This window comes from uncultured Aggregatibacter sp. (assembly GCF_901873365.1).
In the GTDB taxonomy this organism is placed as follows: Bacteria; Pseudomonadota; Gammaproteobacteria; order Enterobacterales; family Pasteurellaceae; genus Aggregatibacter.
This window is the reverse complement of sequence record NZ_CABFLM010000043.1, coordinates 15421-28292: the sequence shown is the minus strand read 5'-3', so window position 1 is coordinate 28292 and position 12872 is coordinate 15421. Positions and strand designations below refer to the sequence as shown.

Here is a 12872-nt window from a genome sequence, read left to right as displayed (position 1 = left end):
CACAATGGCCGTTTTGGTAACTCGCCCTGATGAACGTGGGCAACAACTCGTGGAGATGCTGGCAAAAGCCGGAATCGTCGCCATTCATTTGCCTTTATTTACCATTGAAGCCGGTGCAGAACTCAATGAGTTACCGAATAAATTTGCCAAATTAAAAGCGGATGATTATGTCTTTATCGTCTCCAAAAGTGCGGTGGATTTTGCCGACAAAGCCTTAAAAGATACCGGTTTTGCATGGCGTGATGATTTGCACTACTTCACCGTAGGGCAAGGCACCGCACAGTATTTTGCCGCCACAACCGCCACGGCCGTGCATTATCCGACAAGCCAAGAAAACAGCGAAGGCGTATTACAACTTCCTGCAATGCAAAATTTACAAGGCAAAACCGTTTTGATTTTGCGCGGTAATGGCGGACGCGAACTCCTCTCAGAACAAGTGCAACAACGCGGTGCTAACGTTGAGATCGTTGAATGTTACCGAAGAGAACCGCTTGTTTATAATAATGTGGAGCAAACCAGTCTGTGTAAGCGTGCCGGTATTCAAACCATTGTGGCGACCAGCGGAGAAATTCTGACGCAACTGCTGGATTTTGTCCCACGAAATGAACATAATTGGCTAAAAAGTTGTCAACTCATTACCGTCAGTGAGCGAATTTCCCATTTGGCGCAGGCATTGGGCTGGCAGAATGTGATTGTTTCACCTCGTGCAGATAATCAAACATTATTACAAACCTTATTACAATGTCGTTAACGCAACATGTCTCTTTTATAGGTAATCAATATGGCTAACAAGAAATCGAATCATCTGGAAAATCATGCAGAAATTGAACACGAAATTGATGTGAATAAGGATCTTGATTTAGCAAAACAAGACACCACAGAAAATGAACACGTTGACCCCAAGGTAGAGGATAAACAAGCAACCATGCAGCATAAAGAGAACGAAAATAGACAGTCTTCCGCGTCCACTCCACACGAAACCGTTATTGTGAAGAAAAACGGTTCTGCGCTGAGTGTATTAGCGATTTTGATTGCCCTTGGCTTGGGCGGTAGCGGTTATTATTTCGGGCAGCAACAGGTTGACGAAATGCAACAAAAACTGACCGCACTTCAAACGCAACTTCAGCAAAAAAATACGGCTGAACCCGTCAATCTCCCAAGCTTTGAAGCAGAAAAAACTCAGTTGGCGAAGTTAGCCGAGTTTTCTCAAGTGGCGAGCGACCAAATCAGTGCCTTGAATCAAGAATTAGCCGCCAAAGAACAACAGTTATCTGCGTTGCAACAACAGGTCCAGCGTTTGACCAATCAAAGCAAAGCGGAACAACCAAACGATTGGTTGCTAACCGAAGCAGATTTTTTATTAAACAATGCCTTGCGTAAATTGGTGTTGGATAACGATGTGGACACCAGCGTATCGCTATTAAAAGTGGCTGGTGAGACCTTGTCCAAAGTGGCAATGCCGCAAGTCGCCACTGTTCGTAGCGCAATTAATGCAGATTTGAAGAAGCTGTTATCCCTCAACAACGTGGATCAAAACGCTATCATGCAGGAATTGTCTCAATTGGCAAATGACGTGGATGAGTTGAATGTATTAAATGTGAATTTTGATGAAGATCCAAACACGGACAAACTCACCGATTCTTTGGAAGATTGGAAATCCAACGCTGAAAAAAGTGCGGTCAGTTTTTTAAATCATTTTATTCGCATCACGCCAAAAAAAGCGGATAACAAAGCTTTATTAGCACCAAATCAAGACATTTATTTGCGTGAAAACATTCGCTTACGCTTACAAATTGCGATTTTAGCCGTGCCACGTCAACAAGATGATTTATATAAACAATCTTTGGAAACGGTGGCTTCTTGGGTTCGTACCTATTTTGATACCAGCACGGAAGTAGCGCAAAACTTCCTGAAAAAACTGGATGAATTGGCAGAACAATCCATTTACGTGGATGTGCCAACCCAGCTTAGCAGCTTAAATGCCTTGGATAAATTACTGAATAAACAACCGCAAGAAGTGCAAAAAATCACGCTTTCCGCTGACAAAGATTTCGATCCGGAAAATGTCAAAGCGACAGAAAACCATGCCACAAGCCCTGCAGAGCAAGGAAATGGCGCAGATACAAGCACCGCCCCGAATCAACCTGAACAACAGGAGAAATAGACCATGATAAGATCACTATTTTTAATGTTGCTATTATTAGCCGGATTGATTGCCGGCCCATATTTATCCGGCAAGCAGGGTTATGTCCGTATTGAAACTGCCGACAACATTGTCGAAATGTCTCTTACCACATTGGTGATTTTCTTTGTGATTTCACTGGCGGTGGTCTATAGCATTGAAGCGGCAATCAGCCGTTTTTGCCGTTTAAGTAATAACACTTACAGTTGGTTTTCCCGCCGTAAACGCGTAAAAGCGCAAAAACAAACCTTGGAAGGGTTAATGCGTATGGATGAGGGCGATTATTCTAAAGCAGAAAAACTCATCGGCAAAAACGCGAAACATTCCGATGAGCCGGTATTAAACTTTATTAAAGCGGCCGAAGCGGCACAACAGCGTGGCGATGAGTTCAGCGCCAACCGTTATTTAATTCAAGCGACAGAACTTGCCGGCACCGACAGCCTGATTCTAGAAATTGCCCGCACCCGCATTTTATTGCAACAAAACAAATTGCCTGCCGCACGCAGTTCCGTAGATAGCCTATTGGTCATGGCAGGTCGCAATAAAGAAGTCTTGAAATTAGCCGTAGATATTTATTTAAAATCAAACGCTTACCAAGCTTTGGATAATATTCTTGAACAGGTAGAAAAATCTGCTCTCTATAGCCACGCTGAGTTCGAACAACTCCAACACCAAGTGGAAGACGGCTTGTTAGATGAAAAAATTAACGAAGAGGGTGTAGATGGTTTGCTGGCATGGTGGAATGAACAACCGCGCCAACGTCGCCAAGATGCCTATGTGAAATTAGGTGTGATCCGTCGTTTGATTGATGGCAATGATCATGAATCTGCCTATGAATTAACGTTGGAATTGGCGAAAAAATTAGAGACCGACAGTCCGCTAATGCAACCGTTATTTAAACAAATTAGCCGCTTACAACCAGAAGATAACAGCAAGTTAGTAAAAATTGTTACCAAGTGGCTAAAAACCGCTAGTCCGTCAATACAATGTTGCGCCCAACGCGCATTGGGGTATTTGTATGTGCGCAACAACGATTTTACTCATGCCAGTGAAGTGTTTAAAGAACTGATTGCCCATAAAGACCAATTAGATCCTAATGATATTCACATGGCCTCTTACGTCTTCGAACAAGTGGGAGATAACGAGACGGCACAGCAATTACGCGAAGAAGGGTTGAAATCCGCCATGTCGGTAGCCACCTTATCCTCGGAAGAAACATCGGAAAAATCCACCGCACTTTAAGCGTAGTCCAATTACATAACCCTCATTAATGCGCCAGAACTCCAAACCGGAGCTGGCGCATTTCAATATGCAAAACCGACATCACATACAACTTGTTGGACAAACAGGCAAATCATTCTCTTAAAAAGGGCGGTGGTTTTGCCATGTATTTTTTGTCTTATACCTTCAAATTTGGGGTGATTTTATTTCATGCATCAAGATGCACGCAACGGTCTCAAGGTAGCGTGCAACTTGTTGCACGAATAAGACCGATCACTCTCTTAATAAAGTGCGGTAGTTTTGGGGCGTATTTTTAGCTTATGCATTCAAATTCAATGGGGTTTTATTTCGTGCATCAAGATGAACACAACGGTCTCAAGGTAGCGTGTAACTTGTTGCACGAATAAGATAGAACTAAAAAAGCTATTTCCGTTTCTCTTGCAATGCCTTTAACACCACCGGTGGGACAAGTTGGCTCATGTCGCCGTTGTGTAAATAAATTTCGCGAATCATGGTGGAAGAAACGTAAGACCACTGTTCCACCGGTGGGAAAAACAAGCTTTCCACGCCATGGGTAAGAAGTCGGTTAAGATGGGCTAACTGCACTTCATATTCAAAATCTGTCGTACTCCGCACTCCGCGGATAATCGCCTTGACGTCATACTCCGCGATAGTATGCGCAAGCAAATTATTAAACCCAATGACCTTAACATTGGACAAATGCGCCACCGATTGACGAACCAACTCGACACGTTCGTCTAACGTAAACAAAGGCTTTTTACTTGGGCTTTCCGCCACCGCCACCAAAACGTTTGAAAAAATCACCGCACTTCGCTCAATAATATTCAAATGCCCGTTCGTAAGCGGGTCAAATGTACCGGGATAAATTACCGTTGTCATTGCTCCATCCTAGTTCAAATAAGGTTTTAATAAATTCATTACACGTTGCAACGCACCGCGATTTTCATTTAACACAGCATAACCTGCCTGACCATAACGTTCGCCAAGCTCAGGCGACTGCAAAAAGGTTGCCACCGCTTTAGCTACGGCTTGTGGCGTGTCTTCCGTGATTAACACACCTTGTCGTTCAATTAATTTTGTGAAAATCTCAGGAAAGTTAAAGGTATGTTTTCCGCTGATCACCGGCAATTTGAATGCCAACGGTTCTAAGGGATTATGCCCACCGTGCGCCACCAAGCTGCCACCAACCAACGCGACCTTTGCCATACCGTATAGCAACATGAGTTCGCCCATGGTATCACCGAGCAAGACCTGCGTTTCTTCTGTCGGTATTTCGTGGCTGCTACGCCGCATGAAACCAAAGCCCTCTTGTTCAAGAAGTTGAGCCACCGAATTAAACTGCTCTGGGTGGCGTGGCACCAAAATCAGCAATAAATCAGGGTATTGGCACAATAAAGTGCGGTGACTTTTTAAGATGATTTCATCTTCACCTTCATGTGTGCTGGCGGCAATCCAGATAGGGCGCTGCGTATTCCATTGTGCCTTTAATGTTGTAATCTGATGAAAGAGTTCATCGCTCACATTCAAGTCATATTTGATATTGCCGGTTACGACCAATTGCTCGGGTGCAATGCCTAATTGCGCATAACGTTGCCCACTCACATCATCTTGCGGGGCAATCAATGTGATGTTATTCAACAGCGGTTTTAACGGTTCTCTAAACCAACCGTAACGCGTGGCAGAACGTGCGGATAAGCGAGCGTTCACAATGATAAAGGGAATACTGCGCCGTGCGAATTGGTGAATCAAGTTAAACCAAAGTTCCGTTTCAATAACAATGCCGACGCGCGGTTGTACAAATTCAATAAAACGGGACACGGCATCCGGCAAATCATAGGGCAAATACACATGGGTCACACTGTCGCCAAAAACCGCTTTTACCCGTTCGGAACCGGTGGGCGTCATTGTGGTCACTGTGATCGCCAGTTGCGGATAATCTTGCTGAATCCGCTTAATTAAAGGAACGGCGGCAATCACCTCACCAACAGACGCGGCGTGAAGTAAGACACCGTTCGGCGAAGGAGATTGCGTGTTACCATAGAAGCCATAACGCTCGGCGAGACGTTTACGATAGTGGGGCGCACGAAAACTGCGCAAGACCATAAAAAGGCACAGTAGCGGCTGAGCAAGATACATCAAACAGGTATAGAAAAAACGTAACATAGCAAATGTGTCGGCTTATGCTAGAATTGCAAAATTAATCAAGACAAACAGGTGTTTAGTATAAGCGTTTGTCACTCATTCACAAAGGATAAAAACGATGCCGACTCTTAGTGTTGCAATGATTGTTAAAAATGAAGCCCACCACCTTGCACAATGTTTAGACACGGTAAAAGCGTGGGTGGATGAAATAGTGATTTTAGATTCAGGCAGCACCGATGCGACCCAACAGGTTGCTGAACAATACGGCGCAAAATTCTACCAAAATACCGACTGGCCGGGATTCGGCAAACAGCGACAATTAGCACAACAGTATGTCACCTCCGACTATGTTTTATGGCTCGATGCAGATGAACGGGTAACTCCAGAGCTACGTCAATCTATTCAAGCAGCTATTGCTCAAGATGCGCCGAATACCGCCTATAAAATCCCACGATTAAGTGAAATTTTTGGTCATAAAATTCGTCATTCCGGTTGGTATCCGGATTATGTTATTCGGTTATATCGTAAAGATTTTGCCCGTTATGGCGATCAACTGGTGCATGAAAAAGTAGAACTGCCAACAAACGCCAATATTCAAAAGCTACAAGGGGATTTGTTGCATTATACTTACCAAAATATCCATCATTACCTAGTTAAATCTGCCGGCTATGCCAAAGCGTGGGCTGACCAACGAGAAAAAGCCGGTAAAAAAGCGACGTTATGGCAAGGCATCAGCCATGCTGTAGGCTGTTTTATCAAAATGTATTTTATTCGTTTGGGATTCTTAGATGGTAAAGCAGGCTTATTACTGGCGATGCTTTCAGCACATTCTACTTTTGTAAAATATGCTGATTTATGGGTAAGAACACAAAAATAATCCGGCTCATAAAAAAACGCACCTTAGCAAGGTTACTTACTAAGGTGCGAATCATTTGGATGTAAGACGGAATCCGAGGAATTACATCATTCCGCCCATACCTCCCATGCCACCCATGCCGGCAGCACCGAGGTCAGCTTTGTCGTCTTTCGGTAATTCGGTCACCATACATTCAGTGGTGATCATTAAACCGGCAACAGAAGCTGCAAATTGTAATGCAGAACGAGTTACTTTAGTCGGATCCAAAATACCCATTGCGAGCATATCGCCGTATTGCTCAGTACCTGCGTTATAACCAAAGTTTCCTTCGCCGTTTTTCACCGCACTTGCGACCACAGAGGCTTCTTCACCGGCGTTTGTGACGATTTGACGTAACGGGGCTTCCATGGCACGAAGGGCAAGTTTAATACCGACGTTTTGTTCCTCGTTGTCGCCACGTAAATCAGCCACTTTGCTGGCTGCGCGAATTAATGCCACACCACCACCGGCAACCACGCCTTCTTCCACAGCTGCACGAGTTGCGTGTAGTGCATCTTCCACGCGGGCTTTTTTCTCTTTCATTTCTACTTCGGTTGCGGCACCGACTTTAATCACCGCAACACCACCGGCGAGTTTCGCCACGCGTTCTTGCAATTTTTCTTTGTCGTAGTCGGAAGTAGATTCTTCGATTTGTTGACGAATTTGCGCCACACGACCTTGGATTTGCGCTTCATCGCCGATACCGTCGATGATAGTGGTGTTGTCTTTATTGATTACAACGCGTTTTGCTTGACCAAGATCTTCAAGAGTGGCTTTTTCTAACTCCATACCGATTTCTTCAGAAATCACCGTACCGGCAGTTAAAATCGCAATGTCTTGTAACATCGCTTTACGACGATCGCCGAAGCCTGGTGCTTTCACTGCTGCTACTTTCACGATGCCGCGCATGGTGTTTACTACCAATGTTGCCAATGCTTCGCCTTCTACGTCTTCCGCAATGATTAATAACGGTTTACCTGCTTTCGCGACACCTTCTAATACCGGTAATAATTCACGAATATTCGAGATTTTTTTATCGACTAATAAAATGAATGGGTTATCTAATTCTACTGTTGCCGTTTCCGGTTTGTTGATGAAATACGGGGAAAGGTAACCGCGATCAAATTGCATCCCTTCAACCACATCCAACTCGTCTTCTAAGCCGGTACCATCTTCTACGGTAATCACGCCTTCTTTACCCACTTTTTCCATGGCTTGTGCGATTAATTGACCCACAATGCTGTCGGAGTTTGCGGAAATGGTACCCACCTGTTCGATTTCTTTAGAGGTTTCGCAAGGTTTAGAAAGGGATTTAAGTTCGGCAACAACGGCAGTAACCGCTTTGTCAATACCGCGTTTTAAATCCATTGGGTTCATGCCTGCCGCTACGGCTTTTAAGCCTTCGTTCACGATGGCTTGTGCAAGAACAGTTGCCGTGGTGGTACCGTCACCGGCGGCATCGTTGGCTTTAGAAGCAACTTCTTTCACCATTTGTGCGCCCATGTTTTCAAATTTATCTTCTAATTCGATTTCACGTGCCACAGACACACCGTCTTTGGTGATGGTTGGTGCACCGAAAGATTTGTCTAATACTACGTTACGGCCTTTTGGACCAAGGGTGACTTTTACTGCGTCGGCTAAAATGTTTACACCTTTTAACATTTTCACGCGTGCGTCGTTACCGAATTTTACGTCTTTTGCTGCCATGTTTAATTTCCTTTTATTTTGTTGCGTGAGATTGCTCTCACCATGATCTATTTCATTTAAAGTGCGGTCGTTTTTCAGCGTGTTTTTGCTTATTCAACGATCGCTAAAATATCGTCTTCGGAAAGGATGAGCACTTCCTCACCATCAATTTTTTCTGTTTTCACACCATAGCTGTCGCTGAAAATCACGATGTCGCCGACTTTTACGTGCATTGGGTGAATGCTACCGTTTTCTAATAAACGGCCTGGACCGACTGCTAATACTTTCGCGCGGGTAGATTTGGTGGCTGCCGAACCGGTCAATACGATACCACCGGCAGATTTGGTTTCCACTTCTTCACGTTTTAAAATCACTTTGTCGTGTAATGGACGAATATTCATCTGAAATTTCCTCTATTTCTTAAATTAATAAAAAAGCTTTTTCTATATGGGAATCATTTTTACGCTTTCAAGGGAAAGGCAAAATTATTTTAACCGTTTATTTTCATCGGCTTCCTTTTCAAATTCCGCCTCAAAAATCTCGTCATCTCTAGGCGGATTGTTTTGGGAGGAATAAAAAGTGCGGCCGGTTTTAAAGATGTTTTGTTGGAAGAACACAAATCGGCTACGAATGAATGTATTTATCAGGTAACGGCCGAAAGGACTTAACAGCACACAGGCAAGAATGTCGGTGACAAAACCGGGAATGACAAACAAGATTCCGGCAACAAGCCAACGTAGCGAGCCAAAAAGCGCATCGGTGGGCAGTTGACCTTGGGTGAGTTGCTGTTTTATCCGTGTAAGGCTGTACCAACCACGAACACGAATGAGAGTAATGCCCAGTAATGAGGAGCCGATCAGTAACAAAATGAGCATAAGAATGCCGAGGTGACTTCCTACCCAAACCAGTAGGCTCAGTTCCACATAAATAAATAGAAAAACAGCAAAAAGAAAGGCGATAAACGGCATAGTAGCTCCTTAAAAACACGTTGGATGTGCATATTACCCGCTTTATTTTGCGGTGCAACTTTTATTCATGGCTACATCTTTCAGGTTAGAAAAACTAATCTGAAAAATAAAAATAACTCTTAAATGCGTATAAAAATCTGTGACTTGGATCAATTTAATTTTAATCGAATTTTCTATAATTTAGACAATTCAACCAAACGTGTTAAGCATAAAGGAGAACGCAAATGACACAATATAGAAAGGAAGTGGATTTGTTAGGTGAACGTGAAGTTCCTGCGGATGCTTACTGGGGTATTCACACCCTAAGAGCGGTGGAAAATTTTAACATTTCGAAAGTAACGATTTCTGATGTGCCGGAATTTGTTCGCGGCATGGTGATGGTGAAAAAAGCTGCGGCATTGGCGAACGGTGAATTGGGTGCCATTCCAAAAGAAATTGCAGAAGCCATTGTTAAAGCTTGTGATGAAGTGTTGGTGAACGGCAAATGTTTGGATCAATTCCCATCTGATATTTACCAAGGCGGGGCAGGCACTTCCGTTAATATGAACACCAATGAAGTGATTGCCAACTTGGCGTTAGAAATTTTAGGTCACAAAAAAGGTGAATATAAATACCTTGACCCAATGGATCATGTGAACGCCAGCCAATCCACCAACGATGCGTACCCTACCGGTTTCCATATTGCCGTGTACAACAGCGTCATTAAACTTCTTGAAAAAGTCGCTTATTTGCAACAAGGCTTTGAAAACAAAGCAAAGGAATTCGAGAAAGTGTTGAAAATGGGCCGTACTCAATTACAAGATGCAGTGCCAATGACTGTGGGGCAAGAATTCAAAGCGTTTGCAGTGTTAATGGCGGAAGAAGTGAAACACTTAAAAGCCGCTGCAGCACACTTGCTTGAAGTGAACATGGGCGCAACCGCTATCGGTACCGGTTTAAATACCCCACAAGGTTATGTGCCTTCCGTTGTGAAACATTTATCCAATGTCACCGGATTGCATTGCACTGGCTCAGAAAACTTAATTGAAGCCACTTCTGACTGTGGTGACTATGTTTCCGTACATGGTGCGTTAAAACGTACTGCCGTGAAATTGTCAAAAATCTGTAACGACTTACGTTTACTTTCTTCCGGTCCTCGTGCAGGTATTAAAGAAATCAACTTGCCTGAATTACAAGCCGGTTCTTCCATCATGCCGGCAAAAGTAAACCCGGTTGTGCCTGAAGTGGTGAACCAAGTGTGCTTCAAAGTGATTGGTAACGACACCACCGTGACCTTCGCGGCTGAAGCGGGTCAATTACAATTAAACGTAATGGAGCCGGTAATTGTACAAGCTATGTTTGAATCCATTGAGATTCTAGGCAACGCCTGTGTGAACTTACGCGATAAATGTGTTGATGGCATCACTGTCAACAAAGAAACATGCGAAAACTACGTTTACAATTCTATCGGTATTGTCACTTACTTGAACCCATTTATCGGTCACCACAACGGCGACTTAGTGGGTAAAATCTGTGCGCAAACTGGTAAAGGCGTGCGTGAAGTGGTCTTGGAAAAAGGTTTGTTAACCAAAGAACAATTGGATGACATCCTTTCCGTAGAAAACTTGATGAATCCGACCTATAAAGCAAAATTAAATAAATAAAAAGTGAACAAATCGACAAATAGTACGTCGAAGAATTAACTTGTTTATTTAGTCAAAATCAGCGTTCTAATGGATTAGGCGCTGATTTTTTTGTATACCGAAATAAAAATGACATGAAAAAACAAAGCGTAAATTCCATTCATATCCCTTGAATTCTCTCAATTAATCTCAATATAACTTCCATATTTTCCATTTTTAAAGGATAGCATTATGACTACGATTGTAAGTGTACGTCGCAACGGTAAAGTGGTTGTCGGCGGTGACGGTCAGGTTTCCCTTGGCAATACGGTGATGAAGGGTAACGCGCGCAAAGTGCGTCGTTTGTATAACGGCAAAGTGTTGGCGGGTTTTGCGGGCGGCACGGCAGATGCCTTTACATTGTTTGAGCTTTTTGAGCGTAAATTAGAAATGCACCAAGGGCATTTGCTGAAAAGTGCGGTGGAATTAGCGAAAGATTGGCGTACCGATCGTGCGTTGCGTAAATTGGAAGCGATGTTAATCGTGGCGGATGAAAAAGAAAGCCTGATCATTACCGGTATCGGCGATGTAGTACAACCGGAAGAAGATCAGATTCTTGCTATCGGTTCTGGCGGCAACTACGCTTTATCTGCCGCTCGTGCGTTGGTGGAAAATACGGAATTATCGGCGCGTGAAATTGTGGAAAAATCTCTCAAAATTGCCGGTGAAATTTGTGTGTTCACCAACACCAATTTCACTATTGAAGAATTGCCGAATTAAAAAATGATAAGGAATAAACCATGTCTGAAATGACACCTCGTGAAATAGTTTCTGAATTAGATCAACATATTATCGGCCAAAGCGACGCCAAACGCGCAGTAGCAATTGCCCTAAGAAACCGTTGGCGCAGAATGCAGCTGCAAGAGCCAATGCGCCACGAAGTAACGCCGAAAAACATCCTCATGATTGGGCCGACCGGCGTGGGGAAAACGGAAATTGCCCGCCGTTTGGCAAAATTAGCCAATGCGCCGTTCATTAAAGTAGAAGCCACTAAATTTACCGAAGTAGGTTATGTGGGCAAAGAAGTGGATTCCATTATTCGCGATTTAACCGACAGCGCCATGAAATTGGTACGCCAACAGGAAATCGTCAAAAATCGAGCTAAAGCGGAAGAAGCGGCAGAAGAGCGAATTTTAGATGCCTTATTACCTGCGGCGAAGAACCAATGGGGTGAAGTGGAAAACCGCGATAGTCAAAGCAACACCCGCCAGGTTTTCCGTAAGAAACTACGCGAAGGTCAGTTAGACGATAAAGAAGTGGAAATTGATGTGGCAGGCGTGCCGATGGGCGTGGAAATCATGGCACCTCCGGGCATGGAAGATATGACCAGTCAATTACAATCCATGTTTGAGAACCTTTCTGGCAGCCAAACCAAAAAACGTAAAATGAAAATTAAGGATGCGTTAAAAACCTTAATTGACGATGAAGCGGCGAAATTGGTGAATCCGGAAGATCTGAAACAAAAAGCCATTGATGCGGTGGAACAAAACGGTATCGTGTTTATCGACGAAATCGACAAAATTTGTAAGAAAGGCGAATACAGCGGTGCGGATGTTTCCCGTGAGGGCGTGCAACGCGATTTATTGCCGTTGGTGGAAGGTTCAACCGTGAACACCAAACACGGTATGGTGAAAACCGATCACATTTTGTTTATCGCTTCCGGTGCGTTCCAAGTGGCACGCCCGTCAGATTTAATTCCGGAATTACAAGGCCGTTTGCCGATTCGTGTGGAGCTTTCTGCACTGACAGCTGAGGATTTCGAGCGTATTCTGACTGAGCCGAATGCTTCTTTAACCGAGCAATACAAAGCGTTAATGGCAACGGAAGGGGTGAATATTGAATTTACTCAAGATGCTATTAAGAAAATCGCCGAAGCGGCATTTCGTGTCAATGAAAAGACCGAAAATATCGGTGCGCGCCGTTTGCATACGGTAATGGAGCGCTTAATGGATAAAATTTCTTTCAACGCCAGCGACATGGATGGGCAAACCGTGAACATTGATGCCGCGTATGTCAGTGAGGCATTAGGTGAAGTAGTAGAAAATGAAGATTTAAGTCGCTTTATTCTTTAATCTTCTGGTTTTACTTAGGGTACG

The 12872-nt window shown here is 43.8% G+C and carries 12 protein-coding genes; 7 read left to right on the top strand and 5 right to left on the bottom strand.

The genetic code is table 11. From position 1 onward, the window contains the following. Positions 1-4 precede the first annotated feature (4 nt). Genes QZ106_RS01645 through QZ106_RS01635 form a run of 3 tightly spaced genes read left to right on the top strand, consistent with a single transcriptional unit; the run spans position 5 to position 3424 of the window. Positions 5-751: a uroporphyrinogen-III synthase gene (locus tag QZ106_RS01645; RefSeq protein ID WP_209363747.1), complete on the top strand. Its 747-nt coding sequence runs from the start codon at positions 5-7 to the stop codon at positions 749-751. Between the two features lie 30 nt (positions 752-781). After that, positions 782-2164 carry a uroporphyrinogen-III C-methyltransferase gene (locus QZ106_RS01640; RefSeq protein WP_295973418.1) on the top strand — a complete coding sequence of 461 codons (1383 nt, stop codon included), beginning with the start codon at positions 782-784 and terminating at the stop codon, positions 2162-2164. 3 nt (positions 2165-2167) lie between these two features. Beyond that, complete coding sequence (locus tag QZ106_RS01635) at positions 2168-3424, top strand: heme biosynthesis protein HemY (RefSeq protein WP_295973415.1); 1257 nt, start codon at positions 2168-2170, stop codon at positions 3422-3424. Between the two features lie 402 nt (positions 3425-3826). Here QZ106_RS01635 and coaD read toward each other — a convergent pair whose 3' ends face one another. Both coaD and waaA read right to left on the bottom strand, forming a co-directional pair. Beyond that, the gene (gene coaD, locus QZ106_RS01630) at positions 3827-4303 is read right to left on the bottom strand and encodes a pantetheine-phosphate adenylyltransferase (RefSeq protein WP_290521129.1); all 477 of its coding nucleotides are present in this window, start codon (positions 4301-4303) and stop codon (positions 3827-3829) included. Positions 4304-4312: 9 nt separating this feature from the next. Then, complete coding sequence (gene waaA, locus QZ106_RS01625; protein ID WP_295973409.1) at positions 4313-5587, bottom strand: lipid IV(A) 3-deoxy-D-manno-octulosonic acid transferase; 1275 nt, start codon at positions 5585-5587, stop codon at positions 4313-4315. 97 nt (positions 5588-5684) lie between these two features. Between waaA and QZ106_RS01620 the strand changes: the two genes are divergently transcribed. After that, complete coding sequence (locus QZ106_RS01620) at positions 5685-6443, top strand: glycosyltransferase family 2 protein (RefSeq protein WP_295973406.1); 759 nt, start codon at positions 5685-5687, stop codon at positions 6441-6443. 81 nt (positions 6444-6524) lie between these two features. Here QZ106_RS01620 and groL read toward each other — a convergent pair whose 3' ends face one another. From groL to QZ106_RS01605, 3 genes are all read right to left on the bottom strand, one after another. Beyond that, the gene (gene groL / locus QZ106_RS01615) at positions 6525-8168 is read right to left on the bottom strand and encodes a chaperonin GroEL (protein ID WP_021616099.1); all 1644 of its coding nucleotides are present in this window, start codon (positions 8166-8168) and stop codon (positions 6525-6527) included. An 89-nt stretch (positions 8169-8257) separates the two neighbouring features. Continuing rightward, positions 8258-8548: a co-chaperone GroES gene (locus tag QZ106_RS01610; RefSeq protein WP_048749674.1), complete on the bottom strand. Its 291-nt coding sequence runs from the start codon at positions 8546-8548 to the stop codon at positions 8258-8260. Between the two features lie 84 nt (positions 8549-8632). Further along, the gene (locus tag QZ106_RS01605) at positions 8633-9115 is read right to left on the bottom strand and encodes an FxsA family protein (protein WP_295973399.1); all 483 of its coding nucleotides are present in this window, start codon (positions 9113-9115) and stop codon (positions 8633-8635) included. 224 nt (positions 9116-9339) lie between these two features. Between QZ106_RS01605 and aspA the strand changes: the two genes are divergently transcribed. The 3 genes from aspA to hslU all read left to right on the top strand — a co-directional run bounded on the left by aspA (position 9340) and on the right by hslU (position 12848). Continuing rightward, entirely contained in the window at positions 9340-10758 is a 1419-nt protein-coding gene (gene aspA / locus QZ106_RS01600; RefSeq protein ID WP_295973396.1) for an aspartate ammonia-lyase, read from the top strand. Between the two features lie 210 nt (positions 10759-10968). Beyond that, positions 10969-11496 (top strand): ATP-dependent protease subunit HslV, encoded by a 528-nt coding sequence (gene hslV / locus QZ106_RS01595; RefSeq protein WP_005704683.1) that lies wholly within the window; start codon positions 10969-10971, stop codon positions 11494-11496. Between the two features lie 20 nt (positions 11497-11516). Further along, positions 11517-12848, top strand: a complete 1332-nt coding sequence (hslU, locus tag QZ106_RS01590) for an HslU--HslV peptidase ATPase subunit (protein ID WP_295973393.1) — start codon at positions 11517-11519, stop codon at positions 12846-12848. The last annotated feature ends 24 nt before the right edge of the window (positions 12849-12872 follow it).